This window comes from Exiguobacterium aestuarii, assembly GCF_020171655.1.
Lineage (GTDB): Bacteria > Bacillota > Bacilli > Exiguobacteriales > Exiguobacteriaceae > Exiguobacterium > Exiguobacterium aestuarii_A.
Genome location: NZ_JAIVAC010000001.1, coordinates 1317474 through 1342719 on the forward strand (window position 1 = coordinate 1317474; position 25246 = coordinate 1342719).

27 protein-coding genes and 1 riboswitch are annotated in these 25246 nt (G+C 49.1%); of the genes, 2 read left to right on the top strand and 25 right to left on the bottom strand.

The features are described 5' to 3' along the window. Positions 1–13 precede the first annotated feature (13 nt). The 8 genes from LCM29_RS06925 to LCM29_RS06960 form a co-directional block, all read right to left on the bottom strand. Complete coding sequence (locus LCM29_RS06925; RefSeq protein ID WP_214760112.1) at positions 14–685, bottom strand: DUF975 family protein; 672 nt, start codon at positions 683–685, stop codon at positions 14–16. 103 nt (positions 686–788) lie between these two features. Next, positions 789–1094, bottom strand: coding sequence for a hypothetical protein (locus LCM29_RS06930; RefSeq protein ID WP_074033530.1), 306 nt, complete (start codon positions 1092–1094; stop codon positions 789–791). Between the two features lie 155 nt (positions 1095–1249). Beyond that, complete coding sequence (locus tag LCM29_RS06935) at positions 1250–1618, bottom strand: YutD family protein (RefSeq protein WP_224861647.1); 369 nt, start codon at positions 1616–1618, stop codon at positions 1250–1252. Between the two features lie 48 nt (positions 1619–1666). Further along, complete coding sequence (locus LCM29_RS06940) at positions 1667–3013, bottom strand: bifunctional metallophosphatase/5'-nucleotidase (protein ID WP_224861649.1); 1347 nt, start codon at positions 3011–3013, stop codon at positions 1667–1669. 9 nt (positions 3014–3022) lie between these two features. After that, entirely contained in the window at positions 3023–3868 is an 846-nt protein-coding gene (locus LCM29_RS06945; protein ID WP_224861651.1) for a DUF72 domain-containing protein, read from the bottom strand. 11 nt (positions 3869–3879) lie between these two features. Then, on the bottom strand, positions 3880–5061 hold the full coding sequence (locus LCM29_RS06950) for an MFS transporter (protein ID WP_214874602.1): 1182 nt from the start codon (positions 5059–5061) through the stop codon (positions 3880–3882). A gap of 105 nt (positions 5062–5166) precedes the next feature. Beyond that, complete coding sequence (gene brnQ / locus LCM29_RS06955; RefSeq protein WP_214746231.1) at positions 5167–6486, bottom strand: branched-chain amino acid transport system II carrier protein; 1320 nt, start codon at positions 6484–6486, stop codon at positions 5167–5169. Between the two features lie 203 nt (positions 6487–6689). Continuing rightward, positions 6690–6962, bottom strand: a complete 273-nt coding sequence (locus tag LCM29_RS06960; protein ID WP_224861653.1) for an acylphosphatase — start codon at positions 6960–6962, stop codon at positions 6690–6692. A gap of 92 nt (positions 6963–7054) precedes the next feature. Here LCM29_RS06960 and LCM29_RS06965 point away from each other — a divergent pair, with 92 nt between their 5' ends. Continuing rightward, positions 7055–8437 carry an alanine/glycine:cation symporter family protein gene (locus LCM29_RS06965; protein WP_224861655.1) on the top strand — a complete coding sequence of 461 codons (1383 nt, stop codon included), beginning with the start codon at positions 7055–7057 and terminating at the stop codon, positions 8435–8437. 36 nt (positions 8438–8473) lie between these two features. Here LCM29_RS06965 and LCM29_RS06970 read toward each other — a convergent pair whose 3' ends face one another. The 13 genes from LCM29_RS06970 to LCM29_RS07030 all read right to left on the bottom strand — a co-directional run bounded on the left by LCM29_RS06970 (position 8474) and on the right by LCM29_RS07030 (position 20519). Then, positions 8474–9457, bottom strand: coding sequence for an L-lactate dehydrogenase (locus tag LCM29_RS06970; RefSeq protein WP_224861657.1), 984 nt, complete (start codon positions 9455–9457; stop codon positions 8474–8476). Positions 9458–9560: 103 nt separating this feature from the next. Beyond that, on the bottom strand, positions 9561–9983 hold the full coding sequence (locus LCM29_RS06975) for a DUF6678 family protein (protein WP_224861660.1): 423 nt from the start codon (positions 9981–9983) through the stop codon (positions 9561–9563). Beyond that, positions 9980–10414, bottom strand: coding sequence for a hypothetical protein (locus LCM29_RS06980; RefSeq protein ID WP_224861662.1), 435 nt, complete (start codon positions 10412–10414; stop codon positions 9980–9982). The genes LCM29_RS06975 and LCM29_RS06980 overlap by 4 nt, the downstream gene beginning before the upstream one ends. A 69-nt stretch (positions 10415–10483) precedes the next feature. After that, positions 10484–11881 carry a Fe-S cluster assembly protein SufB gene (gene sufB / locus LCM29_RS06985; protein ID WP_047795116.1) on the bottom strand — a complete coding sequence of 466 codons (1398 nt, stop codon included), beginning with the start codon at positions 11879–11881 and terminating at the stop codon, positions 10484–10486. A gap of 19 nt (positions 11882–11900) precedes the next feature. Further along, positions 11901–12335 (bottom strand): Fe-S cluster assembly sulfur transfer protein SufU, encoded by a 435-nt coding sequence (sufU, locus tag LCM29_RS06990; RefSeq protein WP_026825487.1) that lies wholly within the window; start codon positions 12333–12335, stop codon positions 11901–11903. After that, positions 12325–13545: a cysteine desulfurase gene (locus LCM29_RS06995; RefSeq protein WP_031422927.1), complete on the bottom strand. Its 1221-nt coding sequence runs from the start codon at positions 13543–13545 to the stop codon at positions 12325–12327. The genes sufU and LCM29_RS06995 overlap by 11 nt, the downstream gene beginning before the upstream one ends. A 1-nt stretch (position 13546) precedes the next feature. After that, positions 13547–14815: a Fe-S cluster assembly protein SufD gene (gene sufD / locus LCM29_RS07000; RefSeq protein WP_214693478.1), complete on the bottom strand. Its 1269-nt coding sequence runs from the start codon at positions 14813–14815 to the stop codon at positions 13547–13549. Positions 14816–14827: 12 nt separating this feature from the next. Then, a complete protein-coding gene (sufC, locus tag LCM29_RS07005) occupies positions 14828–15589 on the bottom strand; it encodes a Fe-S cluster assembly ATPase SufC (RefSeq protein WP_143180266.1) in 762 nt (253 codons plus the stop codon). 178 nt (positions 15590–15767) lie between these two features. Then, on the bottom strand, positions 15768–16982 hold the full coding sequence (locus LCM29_RS07010) for an MDR family MFS transporter (protein WP_224861664.1): 1215 nt from the start codon (positions 16980–16982) through the stop codon (positions 15768–15770). 100 nt (positions 16983–17082) lie between these two features. Continuing rightward, complete coding sequence (locus LCM29_RS07015) at positions 17083–17916, bottom strand: MetQ/NlpA family ABC transporter substrate-binding protein (protein WP_214820562.1); 834 nt, start codon at positions 17914–17916, stop codon at positions 17083–17085. A 30-nt stretch (positions 17917–17946) separates the two neighbouring features. After that, a complete protein-coding gene (locus tag LCM29_RS07020; protein WP_224861666.1) occupies positions 17947–18609 on the bottom strand; it encodes a methionine ABC transporter permease in 663 nt (220 codons plus the stop codon). Next, entirely contained in the window at positions 18599–19627 is a 1029-nt protein-coding gene (locus LCM29_RS07025) for a methionine ABC transporter ATP-binding protein (RefSeq protein WP_214693486.1), read from the bottom strand. Before LCM29_RS07025 ends, LCM29_RS07020 begins: the two co-directional genes overlap by 11 nt. Positions 19628–19704: 77 nt before the next feature. Further along, a riboswitch (SAM riboswitch) is annotated at positions 19705–19811 on the bottom strand. 450 nt (positions 19812–20261) lie between these two features. Continuing rightward, positions 20262–20519 (bottom strand): thioredoxin family protein, encoded by a 258-nt coding sequence (locus LCM29_RS07030; RefSeq protein WP_214693488.1) that lies wholly within the window; start codon positions 20517–20519, stop codon positions 20262–20264. Between the two features lie 177 nt (positions 20520–20696). Between LCM29_RS07030 and LCM29_RS07035 the strand changes: the two genes are divergently transcribed. Next, positions 20697–21755, top strand: coding sequence for a PTS transporter subunit IIC (locus LCM29_RS07035; RefSeq protein WP_224861668.1), 1059 nt, complete (start codon positions 20697–20699; stop codon positions 21753–21755). A gap of 45 nt (positions 21756–21800) precedes the next feature. Here LCM29_RS07035 and gcvH read toward each other — a convergent pair whose 3' ends face one another. The 4 genes from gcvH to LCM29_RS07055 form a co-directional block, all read right to left on the bottom strand. Next, positions 21801–22184 carry a glycine cleavage system protein GcvH gene (gcvH, locus tag LCM29_RS07040; RefSeq protein ID WP_026825478.1) on the bottom strand — a complete coding sequence of 128 codons (384 nt, stop codon included), beginning with the start codon at positions 22182–22184 and terminating at the stop codon, positions 21801–21803. 48 nt (positions 22185–22232) lie between these two features. Next, on the bottom strand, positions 22233–22586 hold the full coding sequence (locus LCM29_RS07045) for an arsenate reductase family protein (protein WP_214693491.1): 354 nt from the start codon (positions 22584–22586) through the stop codon (positions 22233–22235). Between the two features lie 47 nt (positions 22587–22633). Next, positions 22634–23365, bottom strand: coding sequence for a hypothetical protein (locus tag LCM29_RS07050; protein ID WP_224861670.1), 732 nt, complete (start codon positions 23363–23365; stop codon positions 22634–22636). An 89-nt stretch (positions 23366–23454) separates the two neighbouring features. Beyond that, positions 23455–25239 (bottom strand): acyl-CoA dehydrogenase family protein, encoded by a 1785-nt coding sequence (locus LCM29_RS07055; RefSeq protein ID WP_224861673.1) that lies wholly within the window; start codon positions 25237–25239, stop codon positions 23455–23457. Positions 25240–25246 lie beyond the last annotated feature (7 nt).

Below are 25246 nucleotides of genomic sequence, written 5' to 3' on the forward strand. Positions count from 1 at the left end.
GGCGTTTTGTTGATTAGAAGCCTTGTTCCGTTCCGTGCACCGGCTCGTCCGAACCAACTTGGTTGTCGCGAATCGAGTCATAGAACGTCGCATACGTTGTCGAGAAGTAAGGTCCGATGAAGAAGAACCCAATCCCTAATGTCAAAATACCGACGAGGAACCATCCGAAGAACGACAAGAAGAGCATGAATGCTTCCATCTTGTGCCCGTCCATGAGACGACGCGATTCCGTGATCGATTCGAGTGCCGAAAGCTCAGGCTGATCGCGTAAGATATACGGCGTAAGCGAGTACGAGAATCCTTTGATGATTCCAGGTACGATGAGCAATAACGTCCACAATACGAGGAACACACCCATCACGAAAGACGTGATGACATGTTTCACATAACGTTTTTGGAACGGTTTGAACAATGTCGAGAGTGATGCGCCATTTCCGCGTGATACGTTAAGTGCGAGCCATGACCAACCGATGGCAAGTGGCGCAATCAAGATTTGAAGCACGTTCGACACGAAACTTAACGTGACGTCTGTCGATGTGAGTGGCTCTGTAGAATTTGGGTCCACACTTGGAGCAAATCCTTGTGGAATCCCGTTGATGATCATGAACAAGAGCGCCAACCCAGCCATGAGCCACCATTTTCCTTTCAGTGCTTGTCGTGCATGTTGTTTCCATTCAGATCTCATTGTAACCCATCCTTTTTTATAGTCTTCTCTACAGTGTACGTGAAAAGGTTGAAGGACGTTTCAAAAAAACATAAAAAAAGGGAAAGGATTTTTTCCTTTCCGCTTAACGAATCATGACATTACCTAAAAAAAACTGAGACATGGATAAGATCAACAAGAGCACTCCGAGCGAAAACGCAAGGTGAGATGTAACTTTGAAAACGCGACTCCGTAAAAAAGAGTGGCTGTATTCAAAGCGACGGACGATCAATACATGAATGAGTTCAAAAAGAATGACTGCCGCCGTAAAATAGAAGGTCATCATGATATGAAAGCCAAAAAAGAACATGGCCAGTATCCCTAGTCCAAGATTATGAATTCGATTATGGACGTCATCCCGATCCCCGACGGTCGTTTGTACATGTTGCATCCAATCACCTCACTCTAAAAACCAAAACTACGTAGCTATCCTTAATGACAATTTATCACATTTTTCCAACCCTTAAACTCGAAGTCATGACTTTTTACCTAAACGAAATATTTGGAAATTAACTGTAATAAAAAAAGTGCTGATTGCTCAGCACTTTACGCATTCGTCTCTTCATTTTTGTTGAATTTCCGCTTCAACTTCAGTTTCTGCTTCGTTCCACCAAAGACAGGACCACTCTCTTCTTCGTTAATGTCCGTCTCTTTCTTCAGAACGAAATAAGGACATCCGAAATTACAATACTCGTATACATAGTCCATCACGTGATCAATCCGGTTCTCATACGTCGCTAACTTTGATTGCGGTTCATAGAACCCCTTCAAACGTAGCTGTCCGTGTCCCCAGTCACCGACAATATAGTCGTATTTATCAAGCACGTCACTATACCGTGCGATAAACGCTTCTTCATCAAATCCGTCGCGCTTCTCTTCTAAAACGGTATATCCGTGGCGATTCACTCGAATCATCGCTCCCACCTCCACTCTACTATCATAGCATGTCCCGCTATGACGGCTCTATCCTTTTCGAATGACCTCATGACGAGCGACAATTGTCTCTCGCAACACATCCCGTAGTAATTCCGGCATGAAATATCGCTTCGGCTGGTCTGCTAAGTATGGAAGGAGCGGGCCAAACGTCAACATATCGACCGTCGCGACGCGATATGTCCGATTCAAATCTAGCTTTTCTCCCATGACATAGTACTGACCGTCCCGCTGTTCGATTTGATACAGACTCGGCTCACCGAGTACGGTGCCTCTGAATCCTAGACCTCTGACGTGCATATTCGTGAACGTTTCATCATTTACGTCATGTAAAAATCGCTCGAGCGTCTTACCGTCAAGCGTCAGGACACATGGATTGATTGGATGTGGACAAATCCGATGCAACATGTTCAGCGTGACTTTTCCTGGAGCGAGACCGTCTAGGACGACTCCGGACGGAATAATCCCGACATCGGCTGCACACCATTCGACCATCCCCTCTACAAGCAACTCACCAAGCGGAGAATGCCCGAACCAATCAGATGCATATCCTTCTGTTTCTGCGATTGTGATATCGAGGAGACGTTCGGCATCTGCCCCTTCTGTATCTAACAACGCCAACGTATCTGGACTATCCGATTGCTGTGACAGTTCGTGGAGGCGAGCTTCTTTCGAAACGACTCCTGACTCACCGAGCGTCAGCGTCACTTCCCCGACATACTTCCCATATTTCCCGGCTTGTGCAATGAGCACTCCGTTCGTCGTCACGCCTTCATCTAAAACGTGATGCGTATGGGCCCCGAGAATGACGTCAATGTCAGGATACATGTCTGCTAATCGTTCATCCCCGAAGAAACCGAGGTGACTGAGTGCGATGATGACATCACAATGTGCCAACCGCTCTAACGCTCGCTTTGTCGCTTCGTAAGGCGATTCGATTTGCCAACCAAGTTCGGGATACAACTCTTCATAAGGGGCTGTGACACCAAATAAGCCAATTTTCAACCCATCACGCTCAAGAACAAGCGTTTCTTCGACCCAATGTGGTCGCGACCCGTCTGCTTCATACACATTCCCAAGCAAAATCGGGAACGTCGCCTCTTCATACAACTCGGCTAACCAATCGTGCGGAAACGTGATGCCTTCATTGTTTCCAATCGTAACGGCCGTCGGTTGAAGTCGCTCGAGTAAGCGAACGTTCAACTTTCCGCGCGTCACTTCAGTTGCCGGATGTGTGCGATCGGCATGATCTCCTAAATCAAAATAGAGGGTATCGTCTGTGCGACGTTCTTCTAGAAATGAAACAAGTTTCGGCCACTGGTCGAACTTTGAGTGAAGATCATTGTAATGAAAAATAGTAAGTTTCGTCACGGCCATCCCTTCCTTCTAAAACAGACTAATTTGTCTAGGTGCAAGCTCGTATTCGAGCCCGAGAATTTCAATCAAACGTTTGGCGTTCGGAGCCGCGTCCCCGGCCGAGTTGTTGTTAAAGTATACATACACGTCTTTCGCTTCACGGTCAATCTCGCGAAACGCGGCGGCAAGCTCTTGAAGTTCTTCCTCGCTATAGCGATATAGACATCGGACGTGTCGCCATTCTTGACTCGTCATGCCCGGCTTTTTAAGCCAACCTGACGTATTGCGTCCATGCAATCGTACGACGGCTACCTCAGAGTGTGTCACGACCGGCACGAACGGAATACTGCTCTCTTTCGTCTGTGGCTCATCACAAATCGTATTGATGAATCGCTGTTCCTTTAAAAATTGAAGCGTACGATCCCGGAACGCCTCAGAGAACCAAGTTGGATTACGAAACTCGATGGCAATCTCATAATCAGAGAGTTCGGCACGGAGTGTTCGCAAATAGTCGAGATGTGGTTTCGATACGTCGAACCAAGGCGGAAGCTGGACGAGCACGGCCCGTAACTTCCCTGCCTGTTTCAATGGATCGACCGAAACACGATAACGCTCAAACAACTCAATAAGTGGCGTTTTCGGTTCACGGTCATGCCCGCTCATTTCCCGGGAAACTTTGACGACGAATTGGAAATGGTCCGGTGTCTCAGCATCCCACTTCTCGAAATTTTTCACGGGCTGTATCGCATAAAATGTCGAATCGACTTCAACGGTCGGGAAGTGACCCGCGTATGTCGATAGTTTATGTTTTCGTTCCTCTGGGGTCGTGTATAACAAATCGTGGTCACCCCATCCAGTCACACCAACGTAAATCATAGCGTCCTCCTTTATGACTCCGAAATGACGGTCGCTTTCCGTTTCGACCAGTTCCATGTGCCTGTATACGTAATGAGCAACAAGACCAGTCCCATGATGAACGGATAGCGCATATCAATATCAAACGCAATACCCGCGAGTGTCGGTCCTAAAATATTTCCGATGCTCATATAGGCGTTGTTCATCCCCATCGCGAGTCCCTGCTCGTTTCCGGCAAGTTTTGAGACGAGCGTGTTCAATACCGGGCGCAAGATGGACGTTGACAAGAAAATGACGAGTGTCACCGCAAAGAACAACATATACGTTCCCGCGAAGAGCGATAATAAGAAACCAAACGCCGCAAGCGCGATGAAGGCGAGGACGACTTTGACCTCTCCCATCAACTCGACTAAACGGTCGACCGCGAACAATTGGACGATGACGCTGACGATGCCCGTTCCCGTCACCATGATGGCAATCTCTTGAGGCGTCGCGCTGAACATCTCGCTGACGTATAATCCAAGCACTGATTCATACGCCATGAGTCCGAACGCCATGACCAAGTTGATCAATAATACGAAGAAGTATGGTTTACGTGTCGACATAACCAATTGTGTCGGTAACGATTCTTTTATTTTCGGTGCCACGTAAGGAGCACGGTCCGGTTCTTTTAAAAGAAGGACGGATGAAATGACAGCAATGAACGAAACGATTGCTGAGACAAGTAATGGTGTCTTTAGCCCGAACTCGGCAAAAAATCCACCAATCCCTGGTCCGACAACAATCCCTAGCGACATTGCCGCGGAAATATAACTATTCCCTCGCGCTCGTTGTTCGAGCGTCGTGATATCCGCAACATAGGCAAAGATGGCAGGAATCAATAACGCTGCCCCGACTCCCCCAATGGCACGCGATACGAGCAAGATTGTTAAATTATCCGATAGGTAGAAGACGCCCATCGAGATGGTAAATCCAATGAGACCTAAAATAATCATCAAGCGACGACCATACACGTCTGCCCATTTCCCCGCAATCGGTGACATGACGAGTTGAGCACCCGCGAATACGGAAATCATCAACCCGGCGGCGGTTCCTCCTTCGCCAATCATCTTTAAGTAATCCGGAATAATCGGGATGATGATCCCGAAGCCGGCGACGGCGATAAACATATTTAACATGAGGATCGCCAATTGATTTTTTTGTTTTGTTGTCAACGCATGTCACTCCCTTTTCATCTTTCCATTTTACTGTTTGAGCTCACATATGGGCAAACAATAAGACAGAAAAAAGCCCATCCTTGACCAAAGGATGGGCTAGACTTATGAGATGCGTGACTGAGCAAGTGATTCTTGCGATGCACCCTTCGGAAGAAGGAGTGTGATCGCATAGACAATCATCGTTGGAACCGCCCAAGCAAGACCGATTTCCGCCATTGGCAAGCTTGAGATCCAAGAAGTGACCGCAGACGGCTGGATGCCATTCCACGTCTCAAACAACGAAAGAACGAGTGCCGTGTAAATCGTAGCCTTCATCGCCACACCAGGGTTGCGTTGAAGTCGTTCTGTCACCGACACGAGCACGAGCGCGATCATGACCGGATAGAGAAGCGTGAGAAGTGGGACCGCGATTTGGATCAACGTGCCCAATCCGACGAGTGAGATCAAATAGCCGAACAATGTAGTCGCGATGACGACATGGTGGTATTTGAGTGAATCAAACTGGTTGCTGATGAAGCGTGAGAACTCTGAGATGAGTCCGACCGCTGTCGTCAAACAAGCGAGGAAGACCGCTAACCCGAGAGCGAGCATTCCGACTTGGCCGTATGACGTACCAGCGAACGCTTGGAGAAGGCTTGCACCACTCGTTGTTCCTTCTGCGACCGTCATATTCGCACCGATTGATCCGAGCGAGATGTAGACGAGCATCAAACAGGTAACCGCGAGCATCCCTGCTGAGCGAAGGAGTGAAGACGCTTCTTTTTGGTCACTCAATCCATTGGCTTTCAACGTGACGAGGACGATTGCCCCAAAGACGAGGGCCCCGAATACATCCATCGTCAAATAACCTTGTTGGAAACCTTGGCCGAGTGCGCCAACCCATGTCTCAAATCCTTCTGCTGGAGCTCCTGGCTCCCCGAGTGGAGCGACAAGGTTCGTGATTCCAATCGCTGCAAGCAAGAACAAGAGGATTGGTGTGATGATTCGTCCGATGACTTCAATCAACTTTTGAGCACGAAGCGTCAAGAAGAACGTCAACCCGAAAAAGACGGTCGAACTCATCGCGAGTGTCAAAGTTGAAGGTGCGTCGAGAAACGGAACAAGTCCCATTTCATACGTGACAGCGGCCGTACGCGGGATTCCGAAGAATGGCCCGATGGCTACGTACATCAATCCCGTCAAGACGAGCGCGAGACGTTTAGGAATGTAACGAGCAATTTGGTCTGTTCCGCCGCCGACCCGAGCGACTGCGAACAAAGCAAGAAGTGGTAAACCGACACCCGTAATGACGAACCCGATCATCGCCGGTACGAGGTTTTCCCCCGCCAAGGCGCCGAGCTCTGGTGGGAACAGCAAGTTCCCGGCCCCAAAGAATAAAGCAAAAATCGTAAACGCTAACGGGAACAATGTCGATTTTTTCATACAACTACCTCCATACACTTGATATTCCGAACGAATTAACAAAAAAATAATAACTAAATTTTCTGACAATATATCGCTTGGTCTATTCCATTATACACACTTCCTATCGTTTGACCACCCCATCTTTAAAAATCGAGGTTTATTTTTTTGAAATGTGGATTTCACTAAAAATTCTCCTTCGGCCCGAAGGAGAATGTAAGCGTTTAATAGCGAATTTCGAACTTCCGGAATCCTTGATCATCTGTTTTCGCCTCGTCAATTCGCTCGACGCCGACGAAACGATTTCCGTCTTGTAAAGCTTTTTGAAATGACTCAATGCCTTCACTTGTGCCTTCAACATGAAGTTCGACCGTTCCGTCATTCAAGTTTCGCACCCATCCTTTGATTCCGTATTGGCGAGCGGACTCTTGGGAAAAGTATCGAAACCCGACGCCTTGGACACGTCCAGATACGATCAAATGTTTGGCGACTCTCATTCTATATTCCTCCTTTATTTTGACAAAGATGTTTAGAGGTCCTTACTTTAGGAAACAGTATTTAAGTAAAATAATGGAATTGGAGTGGTTATATGAATGCAGTTATCGATATCGTCACGAGTTTTTCAAATTGGCTTTGGGGTGTGCCGATCATCTCGTTACTCGTCTTGTCCGGTGTGTTTCTCACGATCAAACTTGGTTTCTTTCAGTTTCGTTATCCAATCTACATATTTAAGCAAACGTTCGGCAGCATCTTTAAAAAACCAAAAGGTGAAGGCGACATAAGCCCAAGACAAGCCTTAACGTCAGCGCTCTCTTCAACAGTCGGGGCCGCGAACATCATCGGTGTACCTGCAGCGATCATGTTCGGGGGACCGGGTGCCATCTTCTGGATGTGGGTCATTGCCATCATCGGCATGGCCATCAAGTTTTCGGAGAGCGTACTTGCCGTGCACTATCGTGAAAAGAATGACGCCGGCGAATTTGTCGGTGGACCTGTCTACTACATATCAAAAGGCCTTCGTTGGAAGTGGCTTGCGACTTGGTTCGCCTTCGCCCTCATGATTGAACTCATCCCGAGTATAATGGTACAAGGGAACGCTGTCAGCTCCGCAGTTCGTGAGACGTTCAACGGAAACACGCTCATCACCGGCATTATCGTTGCCGTTCTTGTCGGCATCATCGTCTTCGGTGGTCTGAAACGGATCGCGAAAGTGACCGAGATCGTCGTTCCTGGGATGGCACTCGTCTACGTCGGGGCCGGACTCATCATCGTGTTGATGAACTTGTCTGAGATCCCAAGCGTGCTCAGTCTTATCTTTTCTTATGCGTTCGAGCCGATGGCCGCGTTCGGTGGTTTCGCCGGAGCCGCAGTCGCCGAAACAATTCGTTGGGGCTTCGCCCGAGGACTCTATTCGAATGAAGCCGGTCTTGGGACGGCACCAATCGCCCATGCCGCTGCACAGACGGATCATCCGGTACGCCAAGGATTCTGGGCGGTCATCGGAATCGTCATCGATACGTTGATCATTTGTAGTACGACAGCCTTCGTCGTCTTATCTTCAGGTGTGTGGACGGCGGATGGGGCAATGGAAGACCCAGCAGCGTTGACGACGATCGCCTTCCGTGAATACTTTGGGTATACGGGAAGTTTACTCGTCACCATCTCCCTCATTTTCTTCGTGCTCTCGACGATCATCGTCATCATCTTTTACGGTTCGCGTCAGGCCGAGTACTTGTTCGGTTTGACAGCAGGAAAAATCATGAAGGCGGTCTATATCGTCTCCATCGTCATCGGTTCAATCGGAGGGGCTCAAATGATTTGGAACTTCCTCGACTTGATGCTCGCGATGATTCTCATCCCGAACATGATTGCCGTATTGTTACTCAGCAGTGAGGTGAAGCGATTAACGACCGAATTCTTCACGTCCGAGAAGTACTATAAGAAAGATATCGCCGAAGAAGAGGCGTCTTAACCAACAATCCGACTGCTCACGCAGTCGGATCTTTTTTTAGGATGCCGGTTCAACTTTCTCGATTCCAGCCTTGATCGCTTGTACCGAGGCATCAAACTTCTGTTGTTCTTCGTCCGTCAATTCAATCTCGATGATCTTGCGAATGCCGCTCCGGTCAATCAAGGCCGGTACACCGATATGCACGTCACTCGCCCCATACTCGCCTTCTAAATGAGCCCCAATCGTGACGACGGAGTTTTCATTTCGGACGATGGCCCGGATGATGCGTAGCAAGCCGACCCCAATCGCATAATAGGCGGCATTTTTATGCTCGATGATTTGGTAAGCAGCATCGCGCACGTCCGTATAGATGGCTTGTAAATCTTCAAACTGATACTCCTCGTTCTCTGCCAACAGTTCATCGATACTCTTTCCATAGATGCGCGCGTTGTTCCATGCGACAAATCCCGTATCGCCATGTTCCCCCATATAATAAGCGTGGCAGTTTCGTGGCGACAGTTCGAAATAGTCTCCGAGCTTGTAACGGAGTCGCGCCGTATCGAGGACGGTTCCTGAACCGATGACACGTTCTTTCGGTAGGCCCGATGCTTTCCAAGCGACGTGTGCCATCACATCGACCGGGTTCGTCGCGACGACTAAGATGCCGTCAAAGCCACTCTTCATCAAGTCTTCCGTCACGGTGCGGACGACCTTCGCGTTTTGCTCGACGAGGTCCATCCGTGTTTGGCCGAGTTTTTGCGCCGCTCCTGCCGTGATGACGACGATATCTGCGTCTTTACAATCCGAGTAATCGCCTGCCCAGATTCGGACCGGTGTCGGGGCGAACGAGATGCCGTGATTCAGGTCCATTGCCTCCCCTTCTGCTTTGGCATGATTCGAGTCGATTAAGACGAGCTCTTCACAAAGGGCTGCTGTCGATAATTGATAAGCAAAACTGACCCCGACCCACCCTGCACCGATGACGGCGATGCGAGTGATGTCTTTCGGGTCAATATCATCTTTATGTGGAATACGTGTCATGTAGATCCTTCCTTTCTATATATCATTCTCTTTTTAGCATACCCGACTCTTCCATCTTTAACGACAAAAGCCGCATGAAAAATACATGATTACGTTAAATATCCTACTTCGGTTCAAAGATTCCTGTATTCCGAATATAACCGAAAATCTGAATCGTCTCACTTTCCAAGCTGAACGGAATTCTTTCTCTCTCTAAAATTGAAATGAGTTCGATGGACATATCACAAACATCTGGGTCAAGAATCACTCCCTTATAGAGCAGTACGCTTGGTTGCAAACGAATCCATTCGATGGAGCGTAAACGGGATTCCAGCCAGATTTCATCCCACTCTCCCCACAATATTTCATACTCGGATAACGAGTCACTTGGAAATAACGTATCCTCCCCTAAGTATTTTATTTGATACGGCGGCGCATACGTCAACGCTTCAGAAACAGCTCGATTGAGACGTTGCCATTTTGTCTCGTTCATCACCGATATCAATTGGTGTCTCTCTATGTATTGCAGTTCTTCTCGTCGGTTCATGCTGTTGAATCTTCTATCATAAGCTCTAATTTTTCAATCGTTCGTAACACTTCTTTACGGTTCTGCTTACTTTTCATCCAAGCGGGTAATCGACTTTCGAGACTACGGTTCGTTCCCTCGCTCGTCCGAATCTTCGCCTCGATATAATTTTTGATATAGTTGAGGTGTTCACGGTTGTAAGCCCATAACACACGACCACAGCAACTTGTTTGTAAAAATAGCGGCAACCTAAAATGGACATCGATCGGTTCTCCGACGTACTTCGCACCACTCTCCTTCATTTGCAAATGACCGCAATGAAGACAACTTAGGCGCACCTCATCATTCTTCTCCCACACATCGGCCTGTTCCCCACAACTCGGGCAAATGACAAGCATGGAATTCATGAATGAATAAATGTCTCGGCTCTCTAATAAAAATCGATGGGTCACGTTATCGCCTCCTTATTTCATTATACAAAAAACCAGCGAAGCTAAGCTTCGCTGGTTTCAAAGTCACGATTATCCAATCGAACCTTCCATCTCGAACTTGATGAGACGGTTCATTTCGACCGCATATTCCATTGGCAATTCTTTTGTGAATGGCTCGATGAAGCCCATCACGATCATTTCTGTCGCTTCTTCTTCCGAGATTCCACGGCTCATGAGGTAGAAGAGTTGCTCTTCTGACACTTTTGAGACTTTCGCTTCGTGCTCGAGCGACACTTGGTCGTTCAAGATTTCATTGTACGGGATTGTATCTGACGTCGACTCGTTGTCCATGATGAGCGTGTCACACTCGATGTTCGAGCGCGCGCCCTTCGCCTTACGGCCGAAGTGGACGATTCCACGGTACGATACTTTTCCGCCTTGTTTCGAAATCGATTTTGAGACGATTGACGAAGACGTGTTCGGCGCGAGGTGAATCATTTTCGCTCCAGCGTCTTGGTGCTGTCCTTTACCAGCGAGGGCGATCGAGAGTGTCATCCCACGTGCGCCTTCCCCTTTCAAGATGACAGCCGGATATTTCATCGTGAGTTTCGATCCGATGTTTCCATCGATCCACTCCATTGATCCACCCGCTTCACAGACTGCACGTTTCGTTACCAAGTTGTAGACGTTGTTCGCCCAGTTTTGGATTGTCGTGTAACGGCAGTATGCGTCTTTGTTGACGAAGATCTCAACGACCGCTGAGTGAAGCGAGTTCGTTGTGTAAACCGGTGCCGTACATCCTTCAACGTAATGAACCGATGCGCCTTCGTCGACGATGATGAGCGTACGCTCGAACTGACCCATGTTTTCCGAGTTGATGCGGAAATAAGCTTGAAGCGGTTGCTCGAGTTTCACGCCTTTTGGTACGTAGATGAACGAGCCACCCGACCAAACAGCTGAGTTGAGGGCCGCGAACTTGTTGTCTGTCGGCGGGATCAACTTCCCGAAGTACTCTTTGAAGATTTCTTCGTCTTCTTTGAGTGCAGTGTCTGTATCTTTGAAGATGACACCTTTGGCTTCGAAGTCTTCTTGCATGCTGTGGTAGACAACCTCAGACTCATACTGAGCCGAGACACCTGCCAAGTATTTTTGCTCTGCTTCTGGGATACCGAGCTTGTCAAACGTACGTTTGATTTCTTCTGGTACCTCATCCCATGAGCGTTCTGTCTTTTCAGATGGTTTGACATAATAAGTGATTTCGTCGAAATCAAGTGCCGAGAGGTCTCCGCCCCATGTCGGCATCGCCATCTTGTTGAAGTGATCCAACGACTTCAAACGGAAGTCGAGCATCCATTGTGGCTCTTCTTTCATGCGCGAGATCGTCTCTACGATTTCTGTCGTCAAGCCGCGGCCTGAACGGAAAATCGAAACGTCCCGATCATGGAAGCCGTATTTATAATCGCCAATTTCCGGCATATTCTTTGCCATATCGGTCTCCTCCTTCTCCTTACGCGTCCTCGTCTACTCCTTTTTCAAGCGCCTTCCACGCGAGCGTGGCACACTTGATTCGAGCCGGGAATTTCGATACGCCTGAGAGCGCCTCGATATCACCGAGGTCAAACGTATCCGTGTCGTACTCTTTGCCTTGTACCATTTCAGAGAAGATGTTGGCGAGTTGAAGCGCCTCTTCTACTGTTTTTCCTTTGACGATTTGGGTCATCATCGATGCCGAAGCGAGACTGATTGAGCAGCCTTCCCCTTCGAACTTCGCATCTTTGACGATGTCGTCTTCGACTTGTAGTTGAAGACGAAGCGAATCCCCACATGTCGGGTTGTTCAAGTCCACCGTCACGCCATCTTCGATGACGCCACGGTTTCTTGGGTTTTTATAGTGATCCATGATGACCTGGCGGTACAACATGTCGAGATTATTAAAACTCATAATTGAAATACTCCTTCGTTTGACGTAATCCCTCGATGAAACGGTCGACCTCTTCTTTTGTGTTGTACAAATAGAAGCTCGCCCGCGCCGTCGATGATTGCTTCAAAAGGCGCATGAGTGGTTGTGCACAGTGGTGACCGGCACGAACCGCGATGCCTTGCATATCGAGAACGGTCGCGAGGTCATGCGCATGCACGTCCTTCAAGTTGAACGTGACGAGACCGACGCGATCTTCAGGACCGTAAATCTCAATCCCTTCAATCGTTTTCATCTGCTCGATCGCGTAAGATGCGAGTTCACGTTCGTGTGCTTCGACGTTCTCAAGCCCGATTTCTTCTAAGAAATCGATGGCTGCCGCGAGTCCGACCGCCCCAGCAATAATCGGTGTTCCCGCTTCGAAACGGTACGGGATGTCTTTCCACGTCGATTCATACAAATCAACGTAGTCGATCATCTCGCCACCGAACTCGACCGGCTCCATATTTTTGAGGAGTTGTTTCTTCCCGTATAAGACACCGATTCCAGTCGGTCCGAGCATCTTATGTCCAGAAAAGGCAAGGAAGTCACAGTCGAGCGCCTGAACGTCCAGTTTACGATGCGGTGCACTTTGTGCGGCATCGACGACCATGACGGCGCCTTTCTCATGCGCGAGTCGAGCGACTTCAGCAATCGGATTGATCGTACCAAGCACGTTTGAGACGTGGCTCATCGCGACGATTTTCGTCCGGTCCGATAAGACGGCTTGAACGGCATCCAATGTGACACGTCCGTCCGGCGTGAGTTCGACGTAACGAAGCGTCGCGCCTTTCCGCTTGGCAAGTTGTTGCCACGGAATCAAGTTCGCATGGTGTTCCATCGGAGTGAGTACGATTTCGTCGCCTTCACCGACATTCGCATCCCCGTAGCTCGACGCAACCAAGTTGATGGCCGTCGTCGTCCCACGTGTGAAAATGATTTCTTCAGGAACCGCCGCATGGATGAACGAGCGGACGCGTTCGCGTGCTCCTTCATACGCATCCGTCGCTTGCGTCCCGAGCGTATGGACGCCACGATGCACGTTCGAATGGTTGCGACGATAATAGTCCTCGATCGCCTCGATGACAGCGAGCGGCTTTTGTGAGCTCGCCGCGCTATCAAGATAAACGAGCGGGTGTCCATTGATTTCCTGATCTAAAATCGGAAACTGTTCACGAATCGAGGCGTTCAACATCTTAACGTACTTTCCCTTCGATGACTTCGCGGAGACGGTCCTTGACCGAATCGATTGCGAGTTCTTCGACGACAGGCGTCAAGAATCCGTGGATGATTAAACGCTCTGCCTCTTGGCGAGACAAACCACGGCTCATCAAGTAGTACAATTGAACATCATCGACACGGCCGACCGATGCCGCGTGACCTGCCATAACATCATCTTCATCAATGAGAAGAATCGGGTTGGCATCCCCACGTGCTTTTTCAGAGAGCATCAAGACGCGCTCTGTTTGAACACCGTTCGATTTTGACGCACCGTGGTGAATCATCGATGTCCCGCTGAAGATCGCAGTAGCTGCGTCTTTTTGGACACCGTGAATCAAGATGAACCCTTCAGATGCTTTTCCGAAGTGGTCGGTACGAATGTTGAAGTTTTGTTTTTGTGCACCGCGACCGATTGTCACAGCTTTTGTATCCGAATACGTGTTGTCTCCGACGAGGTGAGTCTTCGTCTCAACGACCGAGTTCCCGTCGTTCATGTGACCGAGCGCCCAATCAAGACGACCGTTCGCATAGACGACACCGCGACGGTTCATGAACGTAAGTGCAGATTCAGCGAGCTGATCGACACCACCGAAGACGACTTTTGCGTTCTCTCCAGCGAATACTTCCGTCACGACGTTGACCGTGTGCGGTTCGTTCGTACCAGAAAGGAAGTTTTCGATGTATGTCACTTCACTGCCTTCGTCAGCGACGAGGATCGTGTGGTGATAGAGGGCACCGTTCGCCTGTTCCATCGTGAAGATCGCTTGAAGCGGATCTTTCAATTGTGTGTTTTTCGGTACGTAAATGAACGCCCCACCGTTTGTGAGGGCAGCGTTCAACGCCGAAAGACGTTCTTCATCGACACGTACGCCTTCCGTCATGAAGTATTTCTCAACGAGCTCAGGATGTTGCTCCATCGCTTCTTTGATTCCCATGAACAAGACGCCTTCTGGCATCGACAATTCGTTATAGACGACATGACCGTTGCGTTCAACGAGCACGTTTGTCCGGTGGTCTCCGAGGAGTGATTCGATGTCAGCCGTCAAACCGTCTTTCGGTTCGAGATTGACGTCTCCCGCTGCGAAGTCCCACTTATCAATCTTAATCTTTTCAACTTTTGGCAAAGCAAGTGTCGGCGCAAGTTCTGCTGCCTCTTTACGACGGTTGACCATCCATGCTGGTCCGCCGAGCGCTTCTGCACGTGCCGACAACGCTTGTGCATCCAATTCAAATTGTACGGTCATCGTACAGCCTCCTTACGCTTCTGTGTCTACTGTCATTCCGAGTTCTTGCTTCACCCAGTCGTAACCTTCTGCCTCGAGTCGTTGTGCGAGCTCTTTACCACCAGACATGACGATTTTCCCGTCCATCATGATGTGTACGAAGTCTGGCTCGATATAGTTAAGGAGACGTTGGTAGTGCGTGATGATCAAGCAGCCGAACTCTTCTGAACGCATTTCGTTTACGCCTTTAGCAACGACTTTAAGGGCATCGATATCAAGACCCGAGTCGATTTCATCCAAGATGGCGATGTTTGGTTGAATCATCATCATTTGAAGAATTTCGTTACGCTTCTTCTCACCGCCTGAGAATCCTTCGTTTAAGTAACGGTGTGCCATTTCTGAAGGGATTTCGAGAAGTTCCATCTTCGCATCGAGTTCACGGATGAACTTCATGAGCGAGATTTCTTGACCTTCTTCACGACGCGAGTTGATTGCTGAACGCAAGAAGTCTGCGTTTGTCACACCGCTGATTTCAGCCGGGTACTGCATCGCAAGGAACATTCCTGCTTGTGCGCGCTCGTCGACTTCCATCTCGAGGACATCTTCGCCGTTCAATTCGACGCTTCCCCCAGTGACCTCATAAAGTGGATGACCCATGAGTGCTGATGCGAGTGTTGATTTACCAGTCCCGTTAGGACCCATGATGGCATGAATTTCGCCACCTTTAATTTCTAGGTTAAGACCTTTGACAATCTCTTTTCCTTCGATTGAGACGCGGAGGTCATCAATTTTCATTTGTGGTACGTTAGACATTCGGATACCCCTTCCGTATTTTCTCGCCATAGTGAATGGCGTAGATTAGATATATTCTAATCTTAGACTAGTCATTTTTTTATTTCAAGCGACTCACCTTAGAATTCATTCTCAATAAAATGATAAAAGTTGAGAATGCTAATAGTAGGAAATCAAGACATTATCCGGCATTCTCTTCGACGAGTGCGAGGACGGCTTTCCGCTCTCGTACTGCGGCCGCGAAGAAGAAGGCACCACATCCCGTTAAGAGCGCCAAACTTCCGAACACCGGAAGCGATGATTGGCCAAACGTATCGAGTAACACCCCACCGATAATCGGTCCGATTGTCTGACCGAGTGACGTCAATCCCATCGCCCCAAAATAAGTTCCCCGTAAATGTTCGGGCGCCAGTTCGTCCGTCAATACGTCCGTCATCGTGAACATCAACACTTCGCCGACCGTGAAAATGGCCATTGCCACAAAGAGCACCCATTCAACTGTCGCAAACCCAATCAATAAAAGACCGAACGACAACGTCGAAATGCCGAAGAAGAGTGACTTGATCGGCGAGACACGAATCCCGAAACGCATAATTGGATATTGGACGATGAGCACCGTGATTGCGTTCGTCGTCAATAAGTAAGCGAACAATCTCGAACCGTCTACTAGTCCGTCGCGTAACGCAATGAATTGAGGAAGCGTCGAATTGAACTGACTGTAACCGATAATCGCGAAAATCATCCCGATGATGACCGCACGGAATGTCCGGTCGTCTCGTAAAACGCGAAACGTCTCCGTCAAGCGTGGCCGTGCCTTGACCCCGTCTCCTTCTTCAAACGGATACTTATAAAACAAGATCGAGATGATGATTCCATACAATATGTATACTGCCGTCACGACAAAGAATGCAGTCTTTACACCTGTGAGCGATAAGACGACCGCCAAGAGTGGCCCGATGGCCGCGGCGATATTGATCATGAAGTAACGGACGTTATAGACGATGACCCGTTGGTCTGCCTGCGTCGTGTCACTGATGAGTGCCCGCGAAGCCGGTTCTAAGAAAGATCGCGACATGCCCATCAACATCGATAACATATAAAACCAAAACAACTCGGTCGCGAGCGCGAGACCAGCGAACGTGACGGCATTGAGCACGATGCCGATCAGCATGAGCTGTTTTCGCCCATATCGGTCAGAAAGAGTTCCTCCAAAGAAGCTCATGAACAGACCCGAAAGTGCCGTCACGGCAAAGATCGTTCCAATCACACTCGCCGAAAAGCCGAGCGTGGCCAGATAGATCGCAAAAAATGGCATGACGAAAAACGTCGCCAGTCGTGCAAAAAACGTCCCGAACAGGACGCCCCACGTCAGTGGATGAATCTGTCTGAGCTTCATCCAAATCCCCCCTTTTCTTTCATATATGTAGTGTACTTCTCTTTATGAAAGAACACTAGACAAAAAAAGACCCAGGGGATGACCCCTGAGTCGAGACTGCTTATTGTTGTACCGGTACGACCGCACCTTTGTATTCGTCTAAGATCCACTGTTGTGTCTCTTCAGAAGTCAATACTTCGAGGAGTGCTTTGACGCGCTCATCTTCTTCGTCCCCTTCACGTGTGACGATTAAGTTGACGTATGGTGAGTCTTCGCCTTCGAGTGCGATGGCATCTTCAAGTGGGTTGAGACCTGCGTCGATTGCGTAGTTCGTGTTGATGAGGACCGCATCGCCTTCTCCGTTGTTGTAAGCTGTCGGAAGAAGTGCTGCTTCAACGTCTGTTTTGAACTTCAAGTCTTTAGGATTGTCAACGATGTCAGAGACTGTCGCATCGACCGTCTTGCCTTCAGCAAGTGTGATGAGACCTTCTGATTGGAGCATCGTGAGAATTCGTCCGTGGTCAGCGACCGATGAACTCATGATGATTTCTGCGCCTTCAGGAAGTTCATCGAGCGATTTGTATTTTTGTGAGTACACACCGATTGGCTCGATGTGAACGCCACCCGCAGATGCGAATTTATAGTCTTTGTTTTCAGCCATTTGTGACTTGAGGTATGGCTCATGTTGGAAGTAGTTCGCATCGAGCTCACCGCTTGCGAGTGTCTTGTTCGGAAGTACGTAGTCTTGAAACTTCTTGATTTCGAGTTTGTAGCCTTTTGCTTCATATTCTTCTTGTACGTGCTCTAAAATCTCAGCGTGCGGTACGTTCGACGCACCGACAATCAATGTTTTTTCATCGCCAGAACCTGTTTCTGCCTCTTCTCCGCCGCAAGCCGCGAGAACTGTGAATGCTGATAAAGCTGTCAATCCGAGTACTGTTTTCCAAGTTTTCATTATGAATCCCTCCAAATGGTGTATGTGTAATTAAGCTGAACGTTTATCAATTTTTGTGACGAGTCGGTCACCGATGAACTGGATGACGAACACGATGATCAAGATGAGCACCGTCGCCACGAACGTGACGTCGTTTTGTGAGCGTTGGAAACCTTCCAAGAAGGCCAAGTTCCCGAGTCCGCCGCCTCCGACGACACCGGCCATCGCCGTATAACCGACGATTGCCACAATGGTCACCGTGAGTCCTGAAACGATTGCCGGAAGAGCTTCCGGAATCAAGACTTTGTAGACGATTTGCCATTTCGTCGCTCCCATCGATTCGGCCGCTTCGATGACCCCACGGTCGACTTCACGAAGCGCAAGTTCGACCATTCGAGCATAGAACGGTGCCGCTCCGATGATGAGCGCCGGAAGCGCCGCCGTCGAACCGAGCATCGTACCAAGCAGGAACAACGTGAACGGGATGAGTAAAATGATTAAGATGATGAACGGGATCGAACGAAACACGTTGACGATTGCGCTGACGAAGACGTAAATTGGACGATTCTTCAATAATAGCGATTCGTTTGTAATATAAAGAATCAAACCTAAAGCGAGTCCAATCACAAACGTCGCGACACCCGCGACGAGCGTCATGTATAACGTCTCCCATGTCTGTTCCATCATGATTTGCCAGTCTACGTTAGGAAACATCGCTTTCCACCTCCACTTCTACTGATTGCGAACGAATCGACGCGATGGCGCGTTCGATTTCTCGTGCTTCCCCAATCAATTGGATGAATAGCGTGCCGAGCGCACCGACTTGTGACTGAGTCACGTTCCCGCCGATGATGTTGAATCCGATGTCGTGCGTCTTAAGGACGTCAGACAAAATCGGTTGTTCTGCCGTTTCGTTCAAGAATTTCAATTTGACGATTTGCCCACTCGGATAGCGTGCTTTCAAATGTTCGAACGTGAGCGACAGATCGTCGACCGCCCCGATTTGTTTCACGAATTCTTTTGTGATCGGCTGCTCCGGATGTTGGAACACATCAGAGACTTGACCTGTCTCAACGACTTTCCCTGCCTCCATCACGGCGACGCGATGACAAATCTTTTGGATAACGTGCATCTCATGTGTGATGAGGACGATTGTCAATCCGAGTTTCTTATTGATGCTGACGAGCAGTTCAAGAATCGAATCTGTCGTCTTCGGGTCGAGCGCGCTTGTCGCTTCGTCACAGAGGAGCACCTCTGGATTTGTAGCGAGCGCGCGGGCAATCCCGACTCGCTGTTTTTGACCGCCGGATAATTGTGACGGATAGCTGTCTTCGCGACCTGATAGTCCGACGAGCTCGACGAGTTCCTGAACCCGACGTTTCCGCTCACTTGCCGGAACCCCGATCAATTCGAGTGGGAAGCTGATGTTTTCTGCGACCGTGCGCGACCACAGAAGGTTAAAGTGCTGGAAGACCATCGAGACGTTCTTGCGAACCCCTCGTAATTCTTTCGGGCTGAGCTTCGTGAGCTCACTCCCGGCGACCTCGATTTCACCGCTAGACGGTGATTCGAGACGGTTGAGCAATCGGATGAGCGTCGACTTCCCCGCCCCCGAATATCCGATTATTCCAAAAATTTCACCGCGATCAATCGTTAGTGACACATCATCGACCGCCTGGACACGACCATTCTTCGTATCGAACCATTTGGCGACGTTTCGTAATTGAATCAATACTTTTCCCTCCTGACAACAAAAAAAGCGCGCACGTTTGAGCAAACGTGCGCACTTTATCGTACGGACAACGATTGCTCTCATCTCTCAAGGTTTCTCACCTTGCTGGAATTAGCACCATTTCGGATTGCTCCGCGGTTGCTGGGCGTCATAGGGCCAGTCCCTCAGCCTCTCTTGATAAGAGTGTTGTGTATTCGATTAGCTTTATCATAGCGACAGCTTTTTCTGCTGTCAAATCATTTTTTCAAAAAAATCAAAAAAAGGTGCCGTCCGAGGACGACACAGAACGTAGCACCTTGAGTCACGGAAGGACAGCCCATAGATGAAAATCTTTTGCCCGTTCAAGATTTACATCCTTATATGGGGGAGATTCACCAATCATCACTCGATCTTGACTTGGACCGTGCGATTATACGGAACATCTTTCTTCGCTTGATTTTTTTGGGGGACAATCGAAGGGAAGACTGACGTGTATTCGTATAAAGGTAGCAGCGGCTTCACCAAAACGTCTTGATGTCGGGAATATCGCGTCCTATTTTGTGTTCAAGTAAGATGTTGTAATGAATATACCATTCGTGAACTTTCTGTGTCAACTGATTATTTAAAATTTTCAGATTATTCTAATGTTCCTCTCTCACTTTACGAAAGAGAGGACGTGTTGAACGTTTTGAAAAGCGTAAAGACGATCCCGAACCTCGCCATTTTCAAGCTTTAACAGCGCTGGGACGCTCATCACCTGATAGGCTTCAAGCTCTTTTGGGATATAGTTCGCATCGCGCTTTTCAATCTGAATTTCAGGGTCGACCGCCTCGACAACCGTCAACATTTTCTCCGCGACAGCGCATGTACCACACATTGGGGCGTATATATATAAGTATCCGTCTGTAATCATTTTTCTCACCTCTCTTGTCATTATAATAGTCGTTCGAGTCCCGTTCAAAAATCGTGCTCTCGTGAAATTTCAGAATTTTTCAATGATTCTCTTGACTCTTCTGTCTGATAGGAATAATATGGGTTCTAAATTTATCGCTTTTGTACATAACAGCAAAGAAGAAGGACAGGTGAATGAATGATGACGGAACAGGCAACAAGTACGACAAAGCAATTTACGATGAACGTCTTAAACGGTCTCAGTATGGCGATTCTGATCGCCCTCATCCCGAGCGCGCTGCTCGGTGAACTCACGAAAGCTATACTCCCTTATTTTCCGTCTCTTCAATTCATATTGGATGCGACGACGATTGCGATGCGACTCCTCCCGGCCATTATCGGTCTTGCCGTCGCGATGCAGTTCGGACGATCGATTTTAGAGGCTGGAACGATCGCCATCGCAACCTATGTCGGCAGTGGCGCCGTTCGAATTAATGAAGGTACGTTCGTGATGGCCGGAATCGGTGACGTAATCACAGCCGGTGTGACCGCTGCGATCGCTACGATTCTTGTCATGAAGCTCGCTCCCCACTTGAAGACGTATACGGTCATCGTCATGCCGATGACAGTCATTGTCGTCGCAGGGGGCATCGGTGCCTTCTTATTGACGTATATCTCACAGATCACGACATACATCGGATACCTCATCATGACGATGACGGATCTTCAACCGGTTCTCATGGGCATCTTGATCGCGATGGCGTTCTCGCTCATCATCGTCTCGCCGATTTCGACTGTCGGAATCGCGACCGCGATTAGCCTATCAGGCGTTGCGGCTGGTGCGGCAAACCTCGGCGTCGTCGCCGCCGGGTTCGGTCTCGCCATCGCAGGGTGGCAGGCGAACGCGACCGGGACATCGATCGCCCACTTCCTCGGGTCACCGAAGATTCAAATGGCAAACTTCGTCCGACGCCCGATTATGATGCTTCCGATTTTGGCGAATGCGGCCATCCTCGGTGCGCTCGCTGGTATATTAAGAATCGAGGGAACTCCAATCAGCGCAGGGTTTGGCGTATCTGGACTCATCGGACCGGTAAACGCGCTACATCTCATGCCGGGCGGGTTCGCCTTGTTCAACGTGCTTCTCGTGATCGTCTTGTTCGGGCTTATTCCAGTCGGGCTCGGGATTTTCTTCTATCGTGTGTTCGAACGGGCGACGCTCGTCAAATCGGACCATTACCGACTCGATTTCGAGTGAACATAAAAAAAGCCGGCTTCTCCAATTAGGAGAGGCCGGTTTTACTTATCCTTGAATCATCGCTTCATATTCTTCTGCAGACATGAGCTTGTCGAGGTCTGACTCTTCCGTCAACTCAACTTCGACCATCCATGCATTTTCAAACGGTGACTCGTTGACGAGTTCTGGAGAATCGGCAAGGTCCTCGTTCACTGCTGTGATGCGTCCTGATACTGGCGCATACAACTCAGAGACCGTCTTCACTGATTCGACTGAACCGAATGGCTCGTCGAGCAAAATCGTACCGTCAACTTCTGGGAGTTCCACAAATACGATATCCCCTAGTTCGCTCTGTGCGAAATCCGTGATGCCGATGCGGGCTTTCGTTCCGTTCACTTCTACCCACTCATGTTCTTTCGAATAACGTAAATTTGCTGGTACTTTGCTCATCCTAACTTCCCCCTCAAATAAATTAGACTCACATCTGTATTATAGCACTTAGCCCCAAACGTCCGTAAAGGACTTTTCTGAAAATCCGACCGTCGTTTTTTCACCATTTGTGACGATTGGACGCTTCAAAAGCATACCATTGCTTGATAATAGCTCAAGTTGTTCGTCTTCTGATAGATTAGGTAGCTTGTCTTTGATGCCTTCGTTCCGATAGACTTGCCCGCTCGTATTGAAGAACTTCTTAAGCGGTAAGTCCGATTGTTTCCAAAGCTCGGCGAGTTCTTCTTTCGTCGGTGTCGATTCGACGATATGAACGTATGTATACTCGACGCCTTGCTCTTTCAACCATTTTTCTGCTTTTTTACACGTACTGCATGGTGGATAGCCGTATAGTGTCACCATCTGTTCATCACCTCTTTCATCAATGTAGCATATCTAGAGAAATCAATTCACGTCTCAAGCAACCGTTCGATCTCTCGTTTCATCGTCGGATTGACGGAATGTCGCTCTTCCATAAAGCGAAGGATGACCGCTGCCGCCTCGCTTGACCTGCCGTATCCTAATACCCCGCCTGACAGGAAAGGAATCATCTCTGGATGTCTCGTCTCGACCCGACGTGTCGGGTTGAACGGGTCTCCTTGTCCACCGAGCGCCTTCAAGACGTTTTGAACGGCCGCGACTTGGACGAGTTCGAACCCGGCGAGCATCTCGCCCCGGCGTTCCCGAAGCAAGCCGACATATAGGTTCGTCAACGCTTCTTCATAGTAATAAGCCGTCGCTTCACGCGCGATCTCAAGACGCGGTGTCGCGAACACGTCGAGTGCTTCATCCCGTCGCCAGACGACGCGTCCTGATGTATAGGCGATTGCTGCGAGTTCATGTACTTCAAAGACGGCGAACTCACCGTAGATGCCATCGTGATACATGATCTTATGTCCGTCTTTTGTGTTTTGAAACTGATAGTGAAGCGGCTCGACTTCAAGCCAGTCGAGTCGGTCGATAAAGCGTGCCTTCTGCCCGTCCTCGACAATTAAAAAGAAATCGAGGTCCGAATAATCATCCAACCGCTCCGTCTCTTGTCCAATCGACCCTAATGCAAGCAGCATCAGCGTCCCTTCGTGTGCGGCAACCGATTCTCCGATTCGTTCCATTCGTTCAAGCAATCTATCGCGTGTTCTCATCGTCTCTCCCCCTCGTTTCTATTGTACGTGGCAGAGGTCAAAAAAAGAAAGGGCCGACCGCGTCCGGTCCACCCTTTCTGTCGATTGGATTACACGATAAACTTGTTCGCTTTGATGAGGCTCGCAGCGACTTCACGCTTCGTCCCGATCACATTGATCGGCTGGTAGCGGCTGAACTTCTTCATTGCCGAGAGAAGCATGCGCTGCTCGTCACCAGACGCCGCTGCATACAATACCTCTTTCGCCATGAGTTCGACTTGTTTGAACACTTGCTCCGCAAAGATTTCTGTGTAGCGGACTTTGAGCGTGTTTTTCTCTTCGCCTGTGCGTGCGATCGCCTTGTCTGTACGAGCGATGGCTGCTTCAAGCGCATAGATAGCACTGATCATGTCTGCAATCTTCGCCAAGATTTCTTGTTCGTTTTGAAGGTCTTGTTGATACTTCTGAACCGCTGTACCTGCGACCATCAAGTTGATCTTCTTCATGTTCGAAAGGAGCATCTTCTCGCGTGCGAGTGGTGAGCCGTCCAATTCTTGCGGCATGTAGCTCATGAGCTCTTTTTGAAGTTTTTGTGCTTCTGCGAGGAGCGGCAATTCACCTTTCATCGCTTTCTTGAGAAGTGTACTCGGAACGATCAAACGGTTGATTTCGTTCGTTCCTTCGAAGATACGGTTGATGCGTGAATCACGATAGAGGTTTTCGACTTCATACTCTGCCATGAATCCGTATCCACCATGGATTTGGACCGCTTCGTCGACAACGTAGTCAAACGTTTCAGAAGCGAATACTTTGTTGAGTGAGCATTCGATCGCATATTCAGCAATCGCTTGTGCTACTTTTGATCCGTCGCGCATATTCTCGTCACCAAGTGCATCCAAGCTATCTTGGAACAAGCCGCCCGTGCGATACACTGAGCTTTCCATCGCATAGATGTTCGCTGCCATCGTTGCCAATTTCTCTTGGATGAGCGGGAATTGGCTGATCGGTGTCTTGAACTGTTTGCGCTCGTTCGAATATTGTACCGAGAGGTCGAACGCACGTTTTGAAGACCCAACTGCTCCGACTGCAAGTTTGTAACGACCGACGTTCAAGATGTTGAAGGCGATGACGTGACCTTTTCCGATTTCACCGAGAAGGTTGTCGACTGGTACTTCGACGTCTTCAAGGATGAGCGTACGTGTCGACGACCCCTTGATTCCCATCTTCTGCTCTTCTGCGCCAGTCGAGACTCCTTTGAAGTCACGCTCGACGATGAAGGCACTGAACTTGTCGCCATCGATTTTCGCGTAGACGACGAAGACGTTCGCGAAGCCAGCGTTTGTGATCCATTGTTTCTCACCGTTCAACACGTAGTGCGTGCCCGCCTCGTTCAAGACAGCCGTCGTTTTCGCACCGAGAGCGTCCGACCCTGAGCCTGGCTCAGTGAGCGCGTAAGCCGCGATCCATTCGCCTGTCGCGAGTTTTGGCAAGTACTTGTGTTTTTGCTCTTCTGATCCGAAGAAGACGATCGGGAGTGTCCCGATTCCGACGTGTGCGCCGTAGCTGAGTGCGAACGAACGAGCTTTCGCGAAACGCTCCGTGATGATCGAAGAAGAGATTTTATCAAGTTGATAGCCGCCGTACTCTTCAGGAACGTCTGCTCCGAGGAGACCGAGCTCGCCCGCTTCTTTCAACAATTCGACAGAGAGGTCGAACTCGTGTTTCTCGATGCGCTCGAGAACCGGCATGACGCGGTCATCGACGAATCCTGCCGTCGTGTCCCCAATCATCTTATGCTCATCTGAGAAATCCTCTGGTGTGAAGAGACGCTCTGCGTCGAGTGCGTCAATGACAAAGCTACCGCCTTTAATCAATTCATGTTCTGTACGTTCCATATCCGAT